Origin of the sequence: Pseudomonas sp. BF-R-01, assembly GCF_019946615.1 — a bacterium.
GTDB classification, from domain to species: domain Bacteria; phylum Pseudomonadota; class Gammaproteobacteria; order Pseudomonadales; family Pseudomonadaceae; genus Aquipseudomonas; species Aquipseudomonas migulae.
In genome coordinates this window covers 1-23,182 of sequence record NZ_JAGYFX010000093.1, presented here as the reverse complement: position 1 = coordinate 23,182, position 23,182 = coordinate 1, and the positions used below count along the sequence as shown (strand labels likewise).

General features: G+C 61.7%; 15 protein-coding genes. 9 read left to right on the top strand and 6 right to left on the bottom strand.

Features of this window, described 5'->3' with window-relative positions; genetic code table 11:
* Positions 1-267 precede the first annotated feature (267 nt).
* The 4 genes from KGB27_RS25045 to KGB27_RS25030 form a co-directional block, all read right to left on the bottom strand.
* On the bottom strand, positions 268-1,209 hold the full coding sequence (locus KGB27_RS25045) for a LysR family transcriptional regulator (RefSeq protein ID WP_008029067.1): 942 nt from the start codon (positions 1,207-1,209) through the stop codon (positions 268-270).
* A gap of 69 nt (positions 1,210-1,278) precedes the next feature.
* Entirely contained in the window at positions 1,279-2,808 is a 1,530-nt protein-coding gene (locus tag KGB27_RS25040; RefSeq protein ID WP_223449578.1) for a tripartite tricarboxylate transporter permease, read from the bottom strand.
* Positions 2,805-3,338 (bottom strand): tripartite tricarboxylate transporter TctB family protein, encoded by a 534-nt coding sequence (locus tag KGB27_RS25035; RefSeq protein WP_008029063.1) that lies wholly within the window; start codon positions 3,336-3,338, stop codon positions 2,805-2,807. Before KGB27_RS25035 ends, KGB27_RS25040 begins: the two co-directional genes overlap by 4 nt.
* A 52-nt stretch (positions 3,339-3,390) precedes the next feature.
* The gene (locus KGB27_RS25030) at positions 3,391-4,407 is read right to left on the bottom strand and encodes a Bug family tripartite tricarboxylate transporter substrate binding protein (RefSeq protein WP_008045229.1); all 1,017 of its coding nucleotides are present in this window, start codon (positions 4,405-4,407) and stop codon (positions 3,391-3,393) included.
* A 561-nt stretch (positions 4,408-4,968) separates the two neighbouring features.
* Here KGB27_RS25030 and KGB27_RS25025 point away from each other — a divergent pair.
* The 7 genes from KGB27_RS25025 (at position 4,969) to KGB27_RS24995 (ending at position 14,191) form a co-directional block, all read left to right on the top strand.
* A complete protein-coding gene (locus KGB27_RS25025; RefSeq protein ID WP_223556711.1) occupies positions 4,969-6,309 on the top strand; it encodes an MFS transporter in 1,341 nt (446 codons plus the stop codon).
* On the top strand, positions 6,302-7,258 hold the full coding sequence (locus tag KGB27_RS25020) for an amidohydrolase family protein (protein WP_008029057.1): 957 nt from the start codon (positions 6,302-6,304) through the stop codon (positions 7,256-7,258). Before KGB27_RS25025 ends, KGB27_RS25020 begins: the two co-directional genes overlap by 8 nt.
* Positions 7,255-8,259 (top strand): 4-hydroxythreonine-4-phosphate dehydrogenase PdxA, encoded by a 1,005-nt coding sequence (locus KGB27_RS25015; RefSeq protein ID WP_008029054.1) that lies wholly within the window; start codon positions 7,255-7,257, stop codon positions 8,257-8,259. Before KGB27_RS25020 ends, KGB27_RS25015 begins: the two co-directional genes overlap by 4 nt.
* A gap of 632 nt (positions 8,260-8,891) precedes the next feature.
* Positions 8,892-10,217 (top strand): MFS transporter, encoded by a 1,326-nt coding sequence (locus KGB27_RS25010; RefSeq protein WP_008043481.1) that lies wholly within the window; start codon positions 8,892-8,894, stop codon positions 10,215-10,217.
* A 33-nt stretch (positions 10,218-10,250) separates the two neighbouring features.
* On the top strand, positions 10,251-11,426 hold the full coding sequence (locus KGB27_RS25005; protein WP_008043480.1) for an L-rhamnonate dehydratase: 1,176 nt from the start codon (positions 10,251-10,253) through the stop codon (positions 11,424-11,426).
* A gap of 53 nt (positions 11,427-11,479) precedes the next feature.
* Entirely contained in the window at positions 11,480-12,475 is a 996-nt protein-coding gene (gene araD1 / locus KGB27_RS25000; protein ID WP_192225924.1) for an AraD1 family protein, read from the top strand.
* Between the two features lie 135 nt (positions 12,476-12,610).
* Entirely contained in the window at positions 12,611-14,191 is a 1,581-nt protein-coding gene (locus tag KGB27_RS24995) for an aldehyde dehydrogenase (NADP(+)) (protein WP_223556709.1), read from the top strand.
* Positions 14,192-14,312: 121 nt separating this feature from the next.
* Here KGB27_RS24995 and KGB27_RS24990 read toward each other — a convergent pair whose 3' ends face one another.
* Together KGB27_RS24990 and KGB27_RS24985 are read right to left on the bottom strand one after the other, a co-directional pair.
* Entirely contained in the window at positions 14,313-15,221 is a 909-nt protein-coding gene (locus tag KGB27_RS24990) for a DMT family transporter (protein ID WP_192225928.1), read from the bottom strand.
* A gap of 71 nt (positions 15,222-15,292) precedes the next feature.
* Entirely contained in the window at positions 15,293-16,903 is a 1,611-nt protein-coding gene (locus tag KGB27_RS24985) for a methyl-accepting chemotaxis protein (RefSeq protein ID WP_411736714.1), read from the bottom strand.
* Between the two features lie 426 nt (positions 16,904-17,329).
* Here KGB27_RS24985 and aceK point away from each other — a divergent pair, with 426 nt between their 5' ends.
* Together aceK and hrpA are read left to right on the top strand one after the other, a co-directional pair.
* The gene (aceK, locus tag KGB27_RS24980; RefSeq protein WP_008029042.1) at positions 17,330-19,048 is read left to right on the top strand and encodes a bifunctional isocitrate dehydrogenase kinase/phosphatase; all 1,719 of its coding nucleotides are present in this window, start codon (positions 17,330-17,332) and stop codon (positions 19,046-19,048) included.
* A 161-nt stretch (positions 19,049-19,209) separates the two neighbouring features.
* Positions 19,210-23,121, top strand: coding sequence for an ATP-dependent RNA helicase HrpA (gene hrpA / locus KGB27_RS24975; protein ID WP_223556705.1), 3,912 nt, complete (start codon positions 19,210-19,212; stop codon positions 23,119-23,121).
* Positions 23,122-23,182: the final 61 nt, after the last annotated feature.

The following is a 23,182-nucleotide window of genomic DNA, read 5'->3' as shown; positions in this document are numbered from 1 at the left end:
GTCGCCCCCTCGAGAGGCCGAGTGGAGGTTCTGCGCAGTGGGCAACCCGGCATGGATGCCGGGTTAGCCGCCCCCGGCCAGGGATGGCCGATGGCGGCGGGCCCACGGAGCAGGACCGGAGCGAGGGCATGGCGAGCCTTAGCGAGCCACCGAACGAAAGGGGCAAAAGCGCTTGGTTACTTGGCGCTTTTCCAAGTGACTCGCCGTAAGGGCGAAACCAATAGCCGCCGTTACCGAAGCAACGGATATATACGCATACCCAAAGGCCTACTTACTCAAAGCATGCTCAGCCCGCACCGAATTCATAAACGCCTGCATCGCCGAAGACTGAATACGATGACGCCGGGTAATCAACCCATACGGCGGCAACCGCGCTTCAAACTTGATCGGCAACACCGCCAGCAAATCACGCCCCGGATAATCCTCGACCACCGACACCGGCGTGACGCCGAGCATGTCGGTCTGCTGGATCAACGACAGTAAGGTCATGATCGACGTGGTCTCGACGATGCTGCTGGGAATGTCGACCCGCGCATTGTGAAACACCTGATTGATGATCGCGCGCATCGGGCTCGGTTGCTGTTGCAACACCCACGTCATGTTCTGTAATTCCGCCCAGCTCAGGTTTTTCTCCCGCGCCAATGGATTCTGCGCACCGGCAATCACGCACAGCTCCTCTTCACCCAAGCTGTCGAACAGCAATTCTTCGGCCCGCGCACCCGCCGGAATCCGCCCCAGCACAATGTCGAGCTGATCCTGCAACAGTGCCTGCACCAGTACATCACTGGTATCGACCTGAATGCTCATCGACAACCGAGGATGGCTTTTCTTCAAGGTGGCGATGGTGCGAGTCAGCAACCCCGAGGCCAACGCCGGAATCGCCCCGACGGCGACCCGCCCGAGGTTGCCGGATTCCAGGGCGACCAGTTCTTCACGCATGCCGCTGAGTTCGGCAAACACCATGCGCGCGTAGTAGATGACGGTCTCCCCGAACGGGGTAGAGCGCATGCCCCGAGGCAGACGTTCGAAGAGTTCGACGCCGAGCAAGTCCTCGGCCTCGTGCAACATCTTGGTTGCCGCCGGTTGAGTCATGCCGATGTGGTCGGCGGCGCGGCGCAGTGAGCCGAGTTCCTGCAACGCCAGCATCAACCGCAATTGGCGCAGACGCAGTCGACTGTGGATCACATTGGCATCAGGAATTCGGGTCATGGGCCGCGCTCGCGAAAAAGACTGCGGCAAGCCTGACAACAAATGTCAGGCGTTGCCAGCATTGCCGTGTCACAGCACCGATTTGGTCTTGGCGACGTGGGGTTTGCGCAGGCCCATCAGGCTGCTCAACCCTTTGGAAATCAGCGGCCAGAACAGCATCAGCAGCGCCGCCGTGGTCAGGCTGCCCACCAGCGGGTTGGACCAGAAAATCCCCAAGTGGCCGTCAGAAAACAGCATCGATTGACGGAACGCATCCTCAGCCTTGTCGCCCAGCACTGCCGCCAACACCAGCGGCGCAATCGGGTAACCGAGTTTCTTGAACAAGTAACCCAGCGCGCCGAAGCCCAGCATCAGCACCACGTCGAAGAACGAGTTGTGCACTGAGTAGGCACCGATGGCGCAGACCATGATGATGATCGGCGCAATGATCGAGAACGGAATGCGCAGGATCGAAGCGAACAGCGGCACGGTAGCCAGCACCACGATCAGGCTCACCACGTTGCCCAGGTACATGCTCGCGATAAGCCCCCAGACAAAATCGTGCTGCTCGACGAACAACGTCGGGCCAGGGTGCAAGCCCCAGATCATCAAGCCACCGAGCATCACCGCTGCCGTAGCGGAACCGGGAATGCCCAAGGTCAGCATCGGTAGCAGGGCGCTGGTGCCGGCGGCGTGGTCAGCGGTTTCCGGGGCGATCACGCCTTCGAGTTCACCCTTGCCGAAGTTCTCGCGATTCTTCGAGAAGCGCCGCGCCAGGCTGTAGCTCATGAACGAAGCCGCCGTCGGGCCGCCGGGCGTGATGCCCATCCAGCAACCGACCAGCGTGCTGCGCAGAATGGTCCACCAGTAACGCGGCAACTTGGCCCAGGTACGCAGAATCACCATTGGCGTAATGCGCGCATGCTCGCCGCGAAACACCAGGCCTTCCTCGACCGTGCAAAGGATTTCACCGATGCCGAACAGGCCGATCACCGCCACTTCGAAGCTGATGCCCGTCATCAGGATCGGCTGGTCGAAGGTCAGGCGCAGGTTGCCCGATACGGTGTCCATGCCGACCGCCGCCATGGCGAAACCGATCATCATCGCCACCACGGTTTTCAGCGGCGGGTTCTTGCTCATGCCGATGAAGGTGCAGAACGCCAACAGGTACACCGCGAAGAACTCCGGTGAACTGAACGACATGGCGAATGCGGCGATCTTGGTCGACAGGAAGGTCAGCAACAACACCCCGGCCAGCGCACCGATCAGTGCCGAACTGAAGGCGGCGGTGAGGGCTTCGGCGGCGCGACCTTCGCGGGCCATCGGGTAGCCGTCGAAGGTCGTCGCCACCGATGAGGGCTCACCGGGGATGTTGAACAGGATCGAGGTGATCGAGCCGCCGAACAGCGCGCCCCAATACATGCACGACAGCAGAATGATCGCCGATACCGGCGACATGGTGAACGTCAGCGGCAGCAACAACGCCACGCCATTGGGGGCACCGAGGCCGGGCAATACGCCGACCAGAATGCCCAGCAGCACGCCGATCACCATCAGGCCGATGTGGCCCGGGGTCAGGATCAGGTTCATGCCTTGCAGCAGGGAATCGAACTCGCTCATTTGAAATTTCTCCCGGCCAGGGCAATCCAGTCGCCCATCGGGCCGGCATCCAGCGGGACCTTGAACCACAGCGCGAAAATCAGGTAGCTGGCCAGCACCGCGCCGAGGGACACGCTGCCGATCATCAGTTTGCCGTAAGGCTTGGCGCGGACCTTGTCACGCCACATGAACCAGGCGATGAAGCAGGCCGACGCCACGTAGATGCCGGTGAACGGCATGGCGCCCACGAACAGCGCAATCGGGATGAACACCGACAGCACTTGCTTGAACGCACTGCGGCTGACGAATGCAATGCTCAGGGCGTGCCAGCGCACCAAGGTCAACACGCCGTTGGCCACGCTTGCGGCGCTGAGCATCAGGCCGATGTAGAAGGGGAAGTAACCCGGCTCGGGGCCGGAATCGCCCCAGCCGATACCTTGTTCGACACTGCCGAACATCACCACCACGCCGATCAGCGCGGTGAAGACGGTCAGGCCGAGTTCGACCCAGCGGGTACCGACCAGTGCCGGTGAATCCGAAGAATGGGACATGAAGACACCTCCAGAGGTGACGGCCGCGCGCAGGCGAACGGCCGTCGGCAACTCAGTTTTTCAGCCAGCCGGCTTCTTTGAACACCGGGGTGACGCGGGCGGTGTCTTTCTCAATGTAGGCGGTCAGCGGCTCGCCCTCGAGGAAGGTCGGCACCAGTGCGTTCTGTTTGACGTAGGCCTTGAACTCGGGGGTTTCGGTGACTTTACGCATCAGCTCGACATAGAACGCCCGTTGCTCGGCGGTGACTTCGCCGGGCATGAACACGGTGCGCGGGAAGCGGTACTGATCGATGCCCAGGCCCTGCTCGTGACAGGTCGGCACGTCGGCCCAGGATTTGTCGCCGGCGACTTTCTCGGTGTAGCTCATGCGCTCTTTACTGAACACGCACAGCGGCTCGACCTGATCACCGCGCCATTGGCTGATGCTTTCGCTGGGATTGTTGACGTTGGCGGCGATGTGTTTGCCGGCCAGTTGGGTCGCGGCTTCGCTGCCGCTCTTGAACGGGATGTACACCAGTTTGCTGTTAGTGGTCTGGTTCAACAGCAGGGTCAGGGTCTGATCCACGTCCTTGGACTGGCTGCCGCCCATGCGCAGGTTCGACGGGTCAGCCTTGACCGCTTCGTAGAAGCCCTTGGCGTCCTTCCACGGTGCGTCTTTGTAGCTCCAGAGAATGAAATCGTCCTCGGCCACGGCGGCGATGGGGGTCAGTTCCTGCCATTGGTAGCCGAGCTTGGACACCAGCGGCAACAAGTAGATGTTGTTGGTGCCGATCACCAGTTTTTCCGGATCGCCCTTGTTCATTTTCAGGTCGAGGAAAGCTTCGGCGCCATTGCCGCCGCCCTTGTTGAGGACGATGGTATTCACGTCGAGCAGCTTGTGGGTGGTGATGATCGACTGGATCAAACGGCCGAGCTGGTCGGTGCCGCCACCGGGACCGCCAGCGACGACGATTTCGACGTTCTTGTCCGGTTGCCAGGCGGCGTGGGCCAGGGCGGGAAGGGCGCCGGCGGCGATCAGCGTGCAGCCAAGAAACAGACGGGATGTGCGACGGACGAATGCATTTCGCATGGAAGGGCCTCGTTTTTGTAGTTGTTATGAGTGACTTGTCTGAGCGGTAAAGCTGCAAGCCTGGCCCGAGTGTGGGAAGCCGCAGGCGTCGCGTCTAGTCAAAACAATACATACACCGATAGCCTGGGGTTATAGCTCGGGACGGGAAAAATCGTGAAGATCGCCGCAGGCCTTGCGCCAGAGCAGTTTGAGTGGAAAGTGTGTGCAGGCCTTATTCATTGAAAGCCCCCTGAAAGCAGGGCATGACATAACCCGAGGCTATCGCCTTATTTCAAGTTTTGATTAGACGGTTATCAGTGAGCCTTCGATAGTGCTCACCAATGCCGTGAAAACACGGCAAAACGCGAACCCTGTAGGAGCCGGCTTGCCGGCGATGGCGGAATGTCAGGCGCCATCAATATCGATTGATGCACCTCCATCACTGTAGGAGCCGGCTTGCTGGCGATTGCGGTGGGTCAGGCGCTATCAATGTTGACTGATACACCGCAATCGCCGGCAAGCCGGCTCCTACAGGTTCAGTGTTTGCAACTTCACAAAAATAATAAATTCGAGGTACGCACCATGGCTCGTCCCAGTGCTTCCCTGCAATTGCCCGGCGCAGTTGCCCAACCCGCCGCAGCGGCCACACCGCTGACCGGCACCACCAAGGCCAGCAATGTGCGCTGGCGGATCTTCGCGATCATCTTCGCGCTGACCATGGTCAACCTCATCGACCGGGTGTCGCTGTCCATTGCGATGCCGACCATCGCCCATGAGTTTTCCCTGTCGCCGAGCATGCAAGGCCTGATCCTCAGCAGCTTCTTCTGGGCCTATGCGCTGTTGCAGATTCCCGGCGGCTGGATGATCGACCGCTTCGGCCCGCACCGGGTCATCAGTTGGTCCACCGGGTTGTGGGGGACGTTTCAAGTGTTGGCGGCATTTGCCACGGGCGGCTTGTCATTGTTGTTCGCCCGCGTTGCACTCGGTGCCGCCGAGGCTCCCTTGTTCCCGTCGGGCGGCAAATTGATTTCGTTGTGGCTGGCGCCAAGCGAGCGCAGTCGCGGCGCGGTGCTGATGGACAGCGGCAGCCCGTTGGGCGTGGCGTTGGGCGGGCTAATCATTGCTTATCTGATCGCGTCGCTGGACTCATGGCGCCTGGCGTTCGTGATTGCCGGTATCGCGACGCTGGTACTGGCGTGGCTGGCGCGGCGGTATCTGCGCGATGACCCGGCCAGTCACCCGCAAGTGAATGCCGAAGAACTCGAGAAGATCAACGCCGGACGCGCCACGCCGGCAGCCGAAGCGGCGCGAGTGCCGGTCAAGGGCCTGGGCATTGCGGCCCGTTCCCTGAGCGGTTTGCTGATCGGCCGCGCCAGTTGGGCGATGGTGTATTTCGGCTTGCTGACCTGGGGCCCGAGTTATCTGGCGCAGGCTCGCGGCTTCGATATCAAGGGCATTGGTGCGGCGACGTTCGTGATTTTTGTCTGCGGTGCGCTCGGCTCGTTGACCGGTGGTTTCCTCTGCGACGGGCTGATCCGCAAAGGTGTCAGTCGCGGTGTGGCGGTCAAGAGCCTGCTGGCGTTTTCCGGCCTGGTGGCCCTCGGCGCGTTTCTGTTATTGCCGACCCTGACTAACCCTTTTGCCGCCGTGGCGTTGTTGGCCATGACTGCGTTTTTCCTGATGTGGGGCAGCCTCTACTGGAGCTTCCCGGCATTGCTGGCGGCGCCGGCGCGGGTCGGCCTGATCGGCGGCGTGATGAACATGGCCGGCAGCACGGGCGGGATTGCGGTGCCGATCCTGGTCGGCGTGATCCTGCAAATGGCCGGTGGATTCGCCCCGGTGCTGGGGTTCTTTGCGGCGTGTTCGGCGGTCTTCGTTTTCGCCACGCTGTTCATCAGCCTCGACGAGGTGCGCCATGACTGAGTTGTATACGGGGCCGATCATCGACGCCCATCACCACTTCTGGGACCCGACGATCAATCACCATCCATGGCTCGCGCCTGAAGCCAGGATCCCGTTTCGCTACGGCGACTACAGCGCGATCAAGCGGCGCTATTTTCCCGACGATTACTTCGCCGATGCCGGTCCGCATAACGTCGTGCAAACGGTGTACATCGAGACCGAATGGGACCCGCAAGACCCGATTGGCGAAACCCGATTCATTGAAGGTTTGGCGGCGCGTTATGGCGTACCCAATGCAATCGTCGCGCAGGCCTGGCTCGATCATCCGGACGCCATCGCGGTGCTCACCGAGCAGGCGAGTTTCAAGTGCGTACGCAGCGTGCGCCACAAACCCGGTGGCCCGACGTCGACGGCGCAGGTGGGCCATCTGCGCAGCCTGATGAGCGATGAACACTGGCGCCGCAGTTACGCCGCGCTGCAAGGGCTAGGGCTGCATTTCGATTTGCAGACACCCTGGTGGAACCTCTACGAAGCCGAACGGCTGGCCCGGGACTTTCCCGGCACCACGCTGATTCTCAACCACGCCGGGTTGCCCAATGACCGCAGCGCCGAAGGCCTGGCGGGGTGGCGTCTGGCGATGGCGCGACTGGCCGAATGGCCGAACGTGCAGGTGAAGGTTTCCGGCCTGGGCCTGAAAGGGCAGGCGTGGCGCGCCAAAGACAATGCCTGGATCGTGCGCGAAGTGATCGCCATGTTCGGCACCGAGCGAGTGATGTTCGCCAGCAACTTTCCGGTAGACAGCCTGTGCGGCTCGTTCGACGACATCTACAGCGGTTTCAAATCCATCGTTGCTGACCTGCCATGGGCGGATCAGGAGCGCCTGTTCTACAGCAACGCGCAGCGGGTTTATCGCTGCGAGCCTAGCGCCATTGACCGTACATGGCCCGAACCCTTGAGGAGTGAAGCATGAGCAAGACAACCATCGCCATGGTCCTGGGTGACCCGGCGGGCATCGGCCCGGAACTGATCGCCCGCCTGCTCGCGGAGCCTCAGGTTCGCAGCCAGGCCAACGTGATCCTGATTGCCGACGAGGCGGAAATGCGGCGCGGCATGCGCATCGCCGGGGTGGAATTTCCGTACCGTCGCGTCGAGTCGCTGGATCAGCTGTCATTTGTCGATGACACGCCGTTGTTCTATGACTTTCGCGGCGACACCATCGGCGAATTCCCGCGCAGTGAAGCCAGCGTCATTGGTGGCCGCTACAGCCTCGACACTCTGGAAAAAGCCCTGCGTCTCACCGAGGCCGGCACCACGGGTGCGGTGCTGTTCGGGCCGCTGAACAAGACCTCGCTGCACATGGCCGGCATGGCCCACAACGACGAGTTGCACTGGTTCGCCGAGCTGCTGGATTTCCACGGGCCGTTCTGCGAATTCAACGTGCTCGACAACCTCTGGACGTCACGGGTGACCTCGCATGTGGCCTTGGCCGAGGTGCCGGGCATGCTGACGCAAGCGCGGGTGGTGGAAGCGATCCAGCTGATCGACACCGCGCTCAAACGCAACGGCCTGGCGAAACCGCGCATCGGCGTATGCGGCCTGAACCCGCACAACGGCGACAACGGCTCGTTCGGTCGCGAAGAACTGGACATCATCGGCCCGGCCGTACGTTCGGCGCAGGCGTTGGGGATTGCGGCCGAAGGTCCGTATCCGGGCGACACGATTTTCCTCAAGGTGCAGGGCGATGCGAGCGCCTTTGACGCGGTGGTGACGATGTACCACGACCAGGGACAGATCGCGATCAAGTTGATGGGCTTCTCCCGTGGGGTGACGGTGCAGGGCGGCTTGCCGATCCCCATCACCACACCGGCCCATGGCACCGCGTTTGATATCGCGGGGCAGGGCAAAGCCAACCCCGGCGCGATCCGCCAGGCCTTCGAAATCGCCTGCCGCATGGGCACCAACCACTACTGACCCCCCACAAAATTCACTGACACACCGCAACCCCCCTGTAGGAGCCGGCTTGCCGGCGATGAGGGCCTGACAGACACACATAAAGTGACTGTCAGGCCGCAATCGCCAGCAAGCCGGCTCCTACAGTGGATGGTGGTGTTGCCAGTATTTGTGAACCATACAAAACCCTGTAGGAGCTGGCTTGCCAGCGATGAGGGCCTGACAGACACAGATGAAGTGCCTGTCAGGCCGCTATCGCCGGCAAGCCGGCTCCTACAGTAATGCGTGGTGCTGCCAGGTTGTTCAATCAACGCAAAACCCCATGTGGGAGCGAGCCTGCTCGCGATAGCGCTCTATCAGTCACTGCAATGTGCCTGTCAGATCGCCTTCGCGAGCAGGCTCGCTCCCACAGTTGTTTTTGGGGGGGGGCGCCTGATAACTCGATCTAGGCAATAACCGCACTTACCTATCACCCCAGGTTATCGATGGATGTGCATAAGTGATTATCCGTCGCCCTGTGCGCTGGCTAAAGTCGCTCCATCGAATGACCAGAGCCGGCCACCCGAGCTGCCTCGATCGCACGATTCAACAACTACAAAAAGCCCGCCTTGTCACTTCCGCAAGGCACATACCGGCAGCAAAGGAACCTTCACATGACTCGTCCAGATTTCGCCCTGGCTCTGTCCAGTGCCATCTCCAAAAGCCGGCTGCGTCTGCTGCCGTTTCTGATCCTGATGTACATCCTCGCCTTCATCGATCGCTCCAACGTCGGCTTCGCCAAAGCCGCGCTGCAGGCCGACACCGGTTTGGGCGATGCCGCGTTCGCGTTCGGCGCGAGCATCTTCTTCATCGGCTACGCGTTCTTCGAAGTGCCGAGCAACTACATGCTGCACCGCCTCGGCGCGAAGGTCTGGCTGTGCCGGATCATGGTCACATGGGGCCTGGTGTCGGCGGCAATGATGTTCGCCCACAACGCCGAAACCTTTTACGTCCTGCGCTTCCTGCTGGGGGTCGCCGAAGCCGGCTTCTTCCCTGGGATCATCCTTTACCTCACCTACTGGTTCCCGGCACAAAGCCGTGGCCAGGCGCTCGGTCTGTTCTATTTCGGCTTGCCCCTGGCGCTGGTGCTGGGCAGCCCGCTGTCGGGCTGGTTGCTGGACTTCCACGGCGTGTTCGGCCTGACCAACTGGCAATGGTTGTTCGTCGTCGAAGGGCTGATGGCATCGGTGGTCGGCATCGCTGCGTACTTCTATCTGGTCAACCGCCCGGCCGATGCCACGTGGTTGAGCGTTGATGAAAAGCAGGCGCTGCAAACCGCGCTCAGCGAAGAAGACGCGAAGAAAAAAGACAGCAGCCCCCATGGTTTTCTCAGTGCGCTGCGCAACCCTCGGGTGCTGCAATTCTGCCTGGCGTATTTCACCATTCAGATGAGCGTGTACGGCGTGGTGTTTTACCTGCCGACGCGCATCGCCGGATTGCTTGACGGCCACGTCGGCCTCAACGTCGGCCTGATCACCGCGATTCCGTGGATCTGCGCCCTGGTCGTGACCCGTCTCGTCACTCGTTACGCCGACCGCACCGGGCAACATCGTCGCCTCGCCGTGTGCATGCTGACCATGGCCGCCCTCGGCATCGCCGCCTCGGCGCTGGGCACCAGCATGGTTCCGGTGGTCATCGCCTTCTGCTTCGCCGCTGCCGGTTTCGTCTCGGTGCAGCCACTGTTCTGGACCATTCCCACCAGCTACCTCAGCGGTGCCGCCGCAGCCGGCGGGATTGCCCTGATCAACTCCATCGGCAACCTCGGCGGCTTCGTCGCGCCGAACCTGAAAACCGTGATGGAAACCAGCTTCGCCGACCCCCGCGCCGGCATGTTCGCCCTGGCCCTGGTCGGCATTGTCGGCGCCGTCCTGTTGTCCCGACTTCGCAGCACCCACACCCCTAAATCCCCCTCGCAGCTCACACCGGCTCAGGTTGGCTGATCACTACCCAAGCGTTAGCAAGGAATTGAATTCATGAAAATCAAAGCAATCCGTACCCGCGTTTTCGAGTGGAAAGGCAAAGTCGTCCCACCACAAGCGCACTTCTGCACCAACGCCAGCGACATCCTGTTCGAACGTGGCGACGCCATGGGTTCGTTCCGTTTCCACGGCTGGCTGGTGGTGGAAGTCGAGACCGACACCGGTCTTGTCGGCATCGGTAACTGCGCCCTGGCGCCGCGTGTGGCCAAGGAAATCATCGACACCTACCTGGCGCCGATTGCGATTGGCGAAGACCCGTTCGACAACGAATACATCTGGCAGAAGATGTACCGCCAGAGCCACGCATGGGGCCGTAAAGGCATCGGCATGGCGGCGATCTCGGCGATCGACATCGCGATCTGGGACATCATGGGCAAAGCGGTCAACAAACCGGTGTTCAAGTTGCTCGGTGGTCGCACCAAGGAAAAGATCTGGACCTACGCCTCCAAGCTCTACGCCAACGACAACCTCGACCTGTTCCTCGAAGAGGCCCAGGGCTATCTGAACCAGGGGTTCACCGCGCTGAAAATGCGCTTCGGCTACGGCCCGAAAGATGGCCCGGCGGGCATGCGCAAAAACATCGAACAAGTGCGCGCACTGCGTGAACTGGCCGGCCCGGACATCGACATCATGCTCGAATGCTACATGGGCTGGACCCTGGAATACGCACGCCGCATGTTGCCGAAACTCGCCGAATTCGAACCGCGCTGGCTCGAAGAGCCGGTGATCGCCGACGACATCGAAGGCTACATCGAGCTGAAAAAAATGGGGATCATGCCGATCTCCGGCGGCGAGCACGAATTCACCTCCTACGGCTTCAAAGACCTGCTGGAACGCCGCGCCGTCGACGTGATCCAGTACGACACCAACCGTGTGGGCGGCATCACCGCTGCGCGCAAGATCAACGCCATGGCCGAAGCCTGGTCGGTGCCGGTGATCCCGCACGCGGGGCAGATGCACAACTATCACCTGACCATGTCCACCACCGCCTCACCGATGGCCGAGTTCTTCCCGGTCTTCGATGTCGAGGTCGGCAACGAACTCTTCTACTACGTGTTCAAGGGCGAGCCGCAACCGGTCAACGGCTACATCCAGCTCGACGACAACAAGCCGGGCCTGGGCCTGGAAATCTCCGATGAGTACCTGAGCGACTTCAACATCATCGAGTGACCTTGAGGCGCCGCTCGTGAGCGGCGCCATTCACGACTTTCTGGAGGGCCGACATGCGCCTGATTCAATTTGAAAACACTGCCGGTGAGCGTCAGGTCGGCGTCGTCGAAGGTTCGCAGGTCCAAGTGCTCAAAGGCACCCGCAGCACTCGTGAACTGGCTCTCGCGGCGATCCGCGCCCAACGCAGCCTGCAAGAAGAAGTGGCCCAACGCGGCACTGAGCCTGGCCCGGATTACGCGCAACTGTTGCAGCAGGGCAACGTCCTGCCGCCGCTGGATCACGAAGACCCGGCGCACTGCCTGATCAGCGGCACCGGCCTGACTCACCTCGGCAGCGCCTCGGCGCGGGACAAAATGCACCAGCAGGATGGCGCCGTTGAAGCCGGCATGACCGACACCATGCGCATTTTCAAGTGGGGCCTGGAAGGTGGCAAACCCGCAGCCGGACAGGTCGGCGCGCAGCCGGAATGGTTCTACAAGGGCGACGGCAGCATCGTCGTGCGCCCCGGCGCGGATTTCCCGGTGCCGCCGTTTGCCGAAGATGCCGGTGAAGAACCGGAGCTGACCGGCCTCTATGTGATTGGCGATGACGGACTGCCGTATCGCGTCGGTTATGCGCTGGGTAACGAGTTCTCCGACCATGTCATGGAGCGGCGCAATTACCTGTACCTCGCGCACTCGAAACTGCGTTTCTGCGCCTATGGTCCGGAGCTGCGTGTCGGTGAATTGCCCCGTCATCTGGCTGGCACCAGCCGCATCATCCGCAACGGCGAAACCCTCTGGGAAAAAGAGTTTCTCAGCGGCGAAGACAACATGTGCCACAGCCTCGCCAACCTCGAATTCCATCATTTCAAATACGCGCAGTTTTTGCGTCCGGGCGATGTCCACGTGCATTACTTCGGCACCGCGACGCTGTCGTTTGCCGACGGCGTGAAAACCCAGCCGGGGGATCGCTTCCAGATCAGCCTCGACGCGTTTGGCGCACCGCTGGAAAACGGCATCGGCGAAAGCGCCCAGCCGTTGGCCATCGGCCACGTGCGTTCGCTCTAAAAGCCGGCGGAACATCCGCCCTTGTAGGAGCCGGCTTGCCGGCGATTGCGTCCGAGAGATCGATGCAAGGCTTGAAGGCCAATCGCCGGCAAGCCGGCTCCTACAGGTCCGTGCTAATTGATCAGGAATTACCTCATGACTATGTTACTTGGACACAACTACATCGGCGGACAGCGCAGCGCCAACGGCACGTTGCAACTGCAAAGCCTCGACGCCACCACCGGCGAGCCGCTGCCCGGCACCTTCTTCCAGGCGACTGAAGCCGAAGTGGATGCCGCCGCCAAAGCCGCCGCTGCGGCGTACCCGATCTACCGCAACCTGAGCGCGGAAAAACGCGCCGCGTTCCTCGATGCCATCGCCGATGAAATCGATGCGCTGGGCGATGACTTCGTCGCCACGGTCTGCCGGGAAACGGCACTGCCGGCCGGGCGTATCCAGGGCGAGCGCGGGCGCACCAGCGGCCAGATGCGCCTGTTCGCCAAGGTCCTGCGGCGCGGTGATTTCTACGGTGCGCGGATCGATCGGGCCTTGCCGGATCGTCAGCCGTTGTCACGCCCGGATCTGCGCCAGTACCGCATCGCCATCGGTCCGGTGGCGGTGTTTGGCGCCAGCAACTTTCCGCTCGCTTTTTCCACGGCGGGTGGCGATACCGCTTCGGCACTGGCCGCCGGTTGCCCGGTGGTGTTCAAGGCGCACAGCGGACACATGGCGACCGCCGAACGGGTCGCGGACGCCATCATCCGCGCCGCCGAACGCACGGGCATGCCGGCGGGTGTGTTCAACATGATTTATGGCGGTGGCGTTGGTGAGTGGCTGGTCAAGCACCCGGCCATTCAGGCCGTGGGCTTCACCGGTTCGCTCAAGGGTGGCAATGCCCTGAGCCACATGGCCGCGACCCGGCCGCAACCGATCCCGGTGTTTGCCGAAATGTCGAGCATCAACCCGGTGTTCCTGTTGCCCGAAGCCCTCGCCGTGCGGGGCGAGCAGATCGCGGCGCAACTGGCCGGTTCGGTGACCTTGGGCTGCGGGCAGTTCTGCACCAATCCGGGTTTGGTCATCGGTTTGCGTTCGCCACAGTTCAGCGCTTTCCTTCAACAGTTCTGCGCCAACATGAACGAGCAGCCGGCACAAACCATGCTCAATGCCGGCGCGCTGGTCAGCTACAGCCAAGGCCTTGGGGAATTGCACGAACATCCGGGGCTGACGCACCTGGCGGGCAAACCGCAGCAGGGCAATCAGGCGCAACCGCAGGTGTTCAAGGCCGATGTCAGCCTGCTGCTCAAGGGCGATGAGTTGCTTCAGGAAGAAGTGTTCGGGCCGACCACCATCGTCATCGAAGTCGAAGATCGGGCGCAGCTCGCGGCGGCGCTGCACGGCCTGCGCGGGCAATTGACGGCGACGCTGATCGGCGAGGCCGAAGAGCTGCTGGAATACCGCTGGCTGGCGCAATTGCTACAGGAAAAAGTCGGGCGGATCTTGCTCAACGGCTATCCGACCGGGGTCGAAGTCTGTGAGGCGATGGTGCATGGCGGGCCGTATCCGGCCACGTCGGATTCTCGCGGGACGTCGGTGGGGACGCTGGCAATTGATCGATTCCTGCGGCCGGTGTGCTTCCAGAATTACCCGGATGCGTTGTTGCCCGAGGCGTTGCAGAACGCGAATCCGCTGGGGATTCGGCGGTTGGTGGATGGTGAAGTGAGTCAGTCGGCCTTGTAGTGGACTGGCGATCGCCTTCGCGGGCAAGCCTCGCTCCTACAGGTCCTGCACAAAACCCGTAGGAGCGAGCGGTGCGGCGATCCGACTTGCCCGCGAAGGCGTCATCAGCAGCACCACAACTCTATTTGGCGGTCACCTCGGCGACCTTCATCACCGAAGGCTTCAACACCAACCACAACGCCGCCGCAATCAACACCCCGCCATACACGTGCGCCATCGACAACGGCTCATCCAGCAGCAACGCCCCCCACAACACCCCGAACGGCGGAATCAGGAACGTCGTTGTCATCGATTTCAAAGGCCCGATCGAGCTCAGCAGGCGGAAGTAAATAATATACGCAAACGCCGTGCACCCCAGGCCCAGCCCCAGCAACGACAGCCACACGCTCCAGCCGCCCCAGCTCGCCGGTGGCTGGCTGATCACGCTGTAGCCGAACAGCGGCAGCAGGAACAAGGTCGCCCCGAGCATGCTGCCCAGTGCCGAAAGACGACTGTCGAGCCCGCCGGCCTGATCGAGCCAGCGGCGGGCGAGGAACCCGGCAAAACCGTAACAGGTGGTGGCGAGCAGGCAGGCGAGGGCGCCCATCAGCAGCTGCAGGTCGAAGGCCACCGGGCCGGCACGGGTCAGCACGCCAACACCGAACAAACCTAGAAACACCCCGCCGAGCTTGGCCGCAGTGAGCCGCTCACTGAAGAACAGGCCGCCGATCAACACGCCCATCAATGGCGTGGTGGCGTTGAAGATTGCCGAGTAACCGGCGGGCAGCACCTGGGCAGCCACTGAATAGAGGGTCGCTGGTATCCCGGAGTTGATCACCCCGAGCAGCATCACGGTTTTGAGCTTGCCCTTGAAATCCCAGCTGATGCGCATCAACCCGACAATCATCAGCAACCCGACCGCCGCAATCGACACGCGGAAAAACGCCGTGGGGATGCTGCCAATCACTGGGGCGATGATGCGCATGAACAGGAAACTCGCGCCCCAGATGGCCGCCAGCGACAGTAAACGAACGATATCGACAGGGCTCACGGTGCACTCCTTCCTTGATGGGGACGAGAGTGTTGCCGAGAGCCTTGCCTATGGCAACCGAAAAACCGGCATCAAATTATGAAACGTGTCACCAGACCGTTGAGGTCGATTGCCAGCCGCGACAGTTCCTGACTGGCGGCGGAAGTCTGGGTGGCGCCGGCGGCGGTCTGGGTCGAGAGATCGCGAATGGTCACCAAGTTCTGATCGACTTCCCGGGCCACCAGCGCTTGCTGTTCGGCGGCGCTGGCGATGACCAGGTTGCGTTCGTTGATCTGCGAGATCGATGCGGTGATTTTCTCCAGGGCGCTGCCGGCACTGTTGGCCCGGCGCAAGGTCTGGCTGGCGTGTTCGGCACTGCTTTGCAGCGCGCTGACCGTGGCCCCGGTGCCGTGCTGGATGTTGTTGATCATCAGCTCGATTTCTTCGGTGGAGTTCTGGGTGCGTTGCGCCAGCGAGCGCACTTCATCGGCCACCACGGCAAACCCGCGTCCGGCCTCACCGGCGCGTGCGGCTTCGATGGCCGCATTGAGCGCCAGCAGGTTGGTCTGCCCGGCGATGCCGCGAATCACTTCCAGCACTTTGCTGATGTCCTGCGCCTGAACCGCCAGGCCCTCGGCCCGTTCCGAGGCGCCGAGCACTTCGCTGACCAGCCCCTGAATCGCGGTGATGGTTTCAGTGACCTGCACGTGGCCGTGCTTGCTGTCCTCGTTCGACGCCTGGGAGGCCTCGGCGCTGGACACGGCATTCGCGGCGACCTCGTCCACCGCAGTGCTCATCTCGGTGACGGCGGTGGCGGCCATCTCGATCTGGTCGTTCTGCTGCTGCAGGCCGCGAGTGCTTTCCTCCATCACCGAACTCATTTCCTCGGCTGCCGACGCCAGCTGACGCGCCGAGTCGCTGATGCCGCGAATGGTCGTGCGCAGGTTGCCTTGCATGTCGGCGAGGGCATTGAGCAATTGCGCGGCTTCGTCCTTGCCGTGGCTGGCAATCTGTCCGCTGAGGTCGCCCGCGGCAATCCGGCGTGCGACCTGCAGCGCCTGATTGATCGGCGTGGTGATGCTGCGCGTCAGCAACCAGGCCAACAGCAGCGTGGCAAGCAGCGCAATCACGATGATCGTGCCGACGATCCATTGCGCACGCTGGTACATCAACGCGGCGGCGTCCGCTGCGGTATCGGCGCCTTGCTGATTGAAACTGATCATCGATTCCAGGGATTTATCCAGCACAATGCCCTGCGGGGCCAGTTCACTGTTGAGGCGGGCGTAGGCCTGCTCATCCTGGCCGGCATCGATCTGCGCGAGGATCTGGTCGAGGATGGCCAGGTACTTCGCGACGGCGGCATTCAGGCTGTCGAGCATGACCCGTTCCTGGTCGCTGGACAGCAGCGTCTTGTGGTCGTTGAGGCGCTTTTGCAATTCCTGGCGTTGCGCGTTGAGGATGCCTTTGCTCCTTTCCCGCACAGCGCTCTGGTTGTTGGCGATCAACCGCAACGATTCCAGGCGGATGGTGGCGATGTTGGACGCGCTGTCATGGATGCTCTCGATGCTCGGCATCCACGATTCCTCGATGACCGATGCACTCTCGCGCAGGGTCGCCATCTGGCCCAGGCCGAACATCCCGACCAGCACCAGCAGGCTGGCCAGCACAGCAAAACTCAAGCTCGCGCGCAAACCTATGCGCATGTTCCTTATAGGCATCTTATGTGCTCCTTGGGCATTTTGAGAGGTAGTCCTCGTGGACCGAGGATCTTGTTTTTAGGCGGGTGAACGCGGGGTGTATATCAAAGTGCTATTACCTTGGTAAGACCAGTTCGAGAGCACTTTTCAGGCGGGCAGGCTTTCAGGAAAAAGCAGAAAACCTGGCGGCTGACATTTGCCTGACCGTGGATTGGATCCGTACGCCTGATAATCAGAGGGCTGTAGATGAATCGATTAAGTGGATGGAGAGTGACTTTTGAGGTCGTTTGCTGACCGAACGGTCGATTAAAAAAAGTCTGAAAAAACTGCGCCCATGAGTGATTCATTCGTTTTCGGACCGAAATTAGGCTTCTCCTGCACCCGGTTCACTGGCTAAGCTCAGGCCTTCCGAATTCCCGTAGAGGTCTCACCATGCCGCAGCAATGGCCAGCCGCCGACATCGCCCGAATGATCCTCGATGGCTTTGACGATTACCGCGAGCATTTCCGGCAGATCACCGATGGCGCCCGGGCGCGTTTCGAGCAAGCCCAATGGCAGGAAACGCAAATCGCCTCGGCGGCGCGGATCAACCTCTACGAAGATAAAGTCAGCGAAACGGTGGACCGGCTGCGCATCGCGTTCGACGCCGATACGCTGGATGTCAGCTGCTGGCCACTGGTCAAAAGCGCCTACATCAGCCTGATCGACCTGCGCTTCGACGATGAACTGTCCGAGACCTGGTACAACTCGATCTTCTGCGGGCTGTTCAGCCACGACCTGATCAGCGATGGCTGCATGTTCATCCACACCACCCGGCCAAGCCTGCGCCGGGCGCGCGCCGCGCAAACCCGCACCTACAAACCTCAGGGGCAGTTGTCAGGCATGTTGGCGAGCATTTTTGCCGACTACCGTTTCAGCGAGGATTACGCCGACCTCGCGGGCGATCTGCGTCGCCTCGAAGCACAGCTGCGCGAGAACCTGCCGGACTGGGTGTGCAAGGATCCCGAGCTGAGCGTCGAGCTGTTTTCCTCGGTGTTGTACCGCAACAAGGGCGCTTACCTGGTGGGGCGCATCTACACCACCGATGAGCAATGGCCGCTGGCGATTCCGCTGCTGCACCTTGAGGGCCGTGGCATCCAGATCGATGCGTTGATCACCGACGAAGCCGACGTGTCGATCATCTTCTCGTTCACCCGTTCCTACTTCATGGTCGATGTGCCGGTGCCGGCGGAGTTCATCGGTTTCCTGCGGCGGATCCTGCCGGGCAAGCACATCGCCGAGCTGTACACCTCGATCGGTTTCTACAAGCACGGCAAGTCGGAGTTTTACCGGGCGCTGATCAACCACCTGGCCAGCACCGACGACCAGTTCATCATGGCACCCGGCGTGCGCGGCATGGTGATGAGCGTGTTCACGCTGCCGGGTTTCAACACCGTGTTCAAAATCATCAAGGACCGTTTCTCGCCTTCGAAAAACGTCGACCGCGCGACGGTGATCGAGAAGTACCGACTGGTGAAAAGCGTCGACCGCGTCGGGCGCATGGCCGATACCCAGGAGTTCGCCGATTTCCGTTTTCCGTTGAGCAAGTTCGAGCCGGCGTGTCTGGAAGAATTGCTGGACGTGGCGGCGTCTACCGTGTCGGTGGAAGGCGACACGGTGCTTATCCGCCACTGCTGGACCGAGCGGCGGATGACGCCGTTGAACCTGTACCTGGAAAACGCCAACGAGGCGCAGGTGCACGACGCGCTGGAAGATTACGGCCTGGCGATCAAGCAACTGGCGGCGGCGAACATTTTTCCCGGCGACATGTTGCTGAAAAACTTCGGCGTCACCCGTCACGGTCGCGTGGTGTTTTATGACTACGACGAGATCTGCTTCCTGACCGAAGCCAACTTCCGCCACATCCCGCAACCGCGTACGCCGGAAGACGAAATGGCGTCCGAGCCGTGGTATTCGATCGGGCCGCTGGATGTGTTCCCCGAGGAGTTCCCGCCGTTTCTGTTTGCCGATTCCGCGCAGCGGCGCTTGTTCGATCAGTTGCACGGCGAGTTGTACAACGCCGATTACTGGAAAAGTCTGCAAGAGGCGATTCGTGCGGGCAAGGTGATCGACGTGTTCCCGTATCGGCGCAAGGGCATGGATACCGAATGACATCGTGCAGGTGACCACCGACCTGTAGGAGCCGGCTTGCCGGCGATAGCGGACTCACTGACGCCATCGCCGGCAAGCCGGCTCCTACAAGGGATCTCGCTTGTCCTCTAAATCTGCGACAATCCGCCCCCTGCGCCACTAGACGACTTATTGCGTACCTGATGACTGACGAATCGCCTTCACTCGACAAACTGCTGAAAAACCTCGATCACGCCATGCTCGCCGACCGCCACCGGCTGCGTCGGCAGTTGCTTGAGCTGCGCAAAAAGCCTGACGAAGCCAAGCTGGCCCAGTGGGTGGCGCGCATGCAGGCGTCCTGTGATCAGGTGTTGGCGCGACGTGCCAGCCTGCCGGTGATTCGTTACGACGACAGCCTGCCCATCGCCGCCAAGCGCGATGAAATCAAGGAAGCGCTGCTCAAGCATCAGGTGCTGATCATCGCCGGTGAAACCGGCTCGGGCAAAACCACCCAGTTGCCGAAGATCTGCCTGGAAATCGGTCGCGGCCAGCATGGCCTGATCGGCCACACCCAGCCGCGTCGAATTGCGGCGCGCAGCGTGGCGAGCCGGGTTGCCGAAGAACTGGCGACGCCATTGGGCGCGCTGGTCGGCTATCAGGTGCGGTTCGAGGATCAGAGCGATTCCAATACGCTGATCAAACTGATGACCGACGGCATCCTGCTGGCGGAAACCCAGAACGACCGCTACCTCGAACGCTACGACACGATCATCGTCGACGAAGCCCACGAACGCAGCCTCAACATCGACTTCCTGCTCGGTTACCTGAAAACCCTGCTGCCCCGTCGTCCGGACCTGAAAGTCATCATCACCTCGGCGACCATCGACCTGGAGCGTTTCTCCAAGCACTTCGACGATGCGCCCATCGTTGAGGTCTCCGGCCGCACCTTCCCGGTGGAAACCTGGTATCGCCCGCTGACCCTGGAACAGGATGAAGAGGGCAACCGCGTCGAGGATGACCTGACCGTGGATCAGGCGATCCTCGCCACCCTCGACGAAATCGCCGCGTTCGAACGCAGCGAGCGCAAGAGCCCCGGCGACGTGCTGGTGTTCCTGCCCGGCGAGCGCGAGATTCGCGACGCCGCCGACATGCTGCGCAAGGCGCAACTCAAGCACACCGAAATCCTGCCGTTGTACGCACGCTTGTCGCCGGCCGAACAGCAGCGGATTTTCCAGTCGCACCCGGGTCGTCGCGTGGTGCTGACGACCAACGTCGCCGAAACGTCGCTGACCGTGCCGGGCATTCGTTACGTGATCGATAGCGGCACCGCGCGCATCAGCCGTTACAGCTATCGCGCCAAGGTCCAGCGCCTGCCCATCGAAGCAATTTCCCAGGCCAGCGCCAACCAGCGTAAAGGTCGATGCGGTCGGGTTGAGCCAGGCATTTGCGTACGGCTGTTCAGCGAAGAAGACTTCATTGGCCGCCCGGAATTTACCGACCCGGAAATCCTGCGGACCAACCTCGCGGCGGTGATTTTGCAGATGCTGCATCTGCGCCTCGGCGAGATCACCGATTTCCCGTTTATCGAGCCACCCGATGGCAAGGCCATCAGCGACGGTTTCAACCTGCTGCAAGAGTTGTCGGCGGTGGACCGCAACAGCCAGTTGACCCCGCTGGGGCGCCAATTGGCACGCCTGCCGGTGGACCCGCGCATGGGCCGCATGCTGCTCGAAGCGGCGAAACTCGGCAGCTTGCAGGAAGTGCTGATCGTCGCCAGCGCGATGTCGATTCAAGACCCGCGCGAGCGTCCGCCGGAACGTCAGCAAGCGGCGGATCAGGCGCATGCACAATGGAAAGACGTGGACTCGGACTTCGCCGGGCTGGTCAATCTGTGGCGTGGTTTTGAAGAACAGCGCCAGGCGCTGACGGCCAGTCCGTTGCGTAACTGGTGCCGCAAGAATTTCCTCAACTACCTGCGGCTGCGCGAGTGGCGCGACTCGCACCGTCAGTTGAGTTTGATCTGCCGCGACATGCAGTTGAGCCTGAACAAAGAGCCGGCGGATTACCCAAAACTTCACAAAGCCGTGCTCTCGGGCCTGCTCAGCCAGATCGGGCAGAAAACCGATGAAGGCGATTACCTCGGTGCCCGGCAGCGGCGCTTCTGGATTCACCCGTCATCGGGCCTCGGCAAAAAGCGCCCGCAATGGCTGATGACCGCCGAACTGGTGGAAACCACCAAGCTCTACGCGCGCATGGTCGCCAAGATCGATGCCGACTGGATCGAGCCGCTCGCCGGGCACCTGATCAAGAAAAACCACTTCGAACCCCATTGGGAGAAGAAGCGCGGGCAGGTCGTGGCGTTCGAACAGATCACCTTGTTCGGGCTGATCGTGGTCGGTCGCCGGCCGGTGCATTACGGGCCGATCGATCCGGTAGTGTCCCGTGAGTTTTTCATTCGCGAAGGCCTGGTGCGCGGCGAGATTCAGTCCAAAGCCAAGTGCCTGACGGCCAACCAGCAACTGCTGGAACAGCTCGACGAGCTGGAAGCCAAGGCTCGCCGTCGCGACATTCTGGCCGACGAAGAAACCCTGTTCGCCTTCTACGATGCGCGACTGCCGGCGGAGATTCACCAGACCGCGACCTTCGACAGCTGGTACCGGATTAACAGCCAGAAAGATCCGCAACTGCTGATCATGCGCGAAGAGGACGTGTTGGCCCGCGAGGCCAGTGAAGTCACCGCGCTGCATTACCCGGACACCTTGCACATCGGCGATCTGGAACTGGCGCTCAGTTACCATTTCGAACCGAACCATCCGCGTGACGGCGTGACCCTGCGCGTGCCGGCGCCGCTGTTGCCGATGCTGCCGCCGGAACGTCTGGAGTGGCTGGTGCCCGGCGTGATCGAGGCCAAGTGCATTGCCTTGGTGCGCAACCTACCCAAGGCGTTGCGCAAGAACTTCGTGCCGGTGCCGGACTTCGTCAAAGCCGCGTTGCAGCGCATGACCTTTGCCGAGGGGTCGTTGCCTCAGGCATTGGGTCGCGAGTTGCTGCGCATGACCGGTGCGCGGGTCAGCGATGAGGCATGGGCCGAAGCGGCGCAGCAGGTCGAAAATCACCTGCGGATGAACCTGGAAATCGTCGATGGCCAGGGCAAGTTCCTCGGCGAAGGACGAGATCTGGCGGAGCTCACCGCGCGATTCGCTGAAGCCAGCCAGGCCGCACTGGCCGTCCCGCAAACGGCAAAAAGTCAGCAACCGGTGGAGGCGAAAGTCTTCGCCGCCGTGGCGGAAAAGACCCAACAGAAGATCGCCGGGTTGTCGATGACGGTGTATCCGGCGCTGGTCGAAGAGGCCGGCACGGTCAAGGAAGGGCGGTTCTCGACGCCGGCCGAAGCCGAGTTCCAGCATCGCCGCGCGTTGCAGCGCCTGCTAATGCAACAACTGGCGGAACCGGCGAAGTTCCTGCGCGGCAAGTTGCCGGGCCTGACGGAGCTGGGTCTGATGTACCGCGACATGGGCCGCGTCGACAGTCTGGTGGAAGACATTCTGCTGGCCAGTCTCGACAGCTGCATCCTCGACGGCGAAGACCCGTTGCCGCGTGATGGCGCCGGACTGGCGGCGCTGGCCGAACGCAAACGCGGCGGCTGGACCGAGCATGCCGAGCGTCTGGCGAAGCTGACCCTGGAAATTCTCAAGCTCTGGCACGGCCTGCAAAAACGCTTCAAGGGCAAGATTGATCTGGCGCAGGCCGTGGCGTTGAATGACATCAAGCAGCAGCTCAGTCATCTGGTGTATCCGGGTTTCGTCCGCGAAACGCCGATGCAGTGGCTCAAGGAACTGCCGCGTTACCTGAAAGCCATCGAGCAGCGCTTCGAGAAACTGGCTGCGCAGGTGCAGAAGGATCGGGTCTGGAGCGGTGAGTTGTCCGGCCTCTGGACTCAATACCAGACTCGCGCCAACAAACACGCCCAGGAAGGCAAACGCGATCCGCAGCTGGAGCTGTATCGCTGGTGGCTGGAGGAGTACCGGGTTTCGCTGTTCGCCCAGCAGTTGGGGACCAAGGTGCCGATCTCCGACAAACGCCTGAACAAGCAATGGACCCAGGTCGAACCCTAAAACCTGTAGGAGCACGGCTTGCCGGCGAAGGCGTCTTTGAGTGCGATGCAAGGTTCAAGGC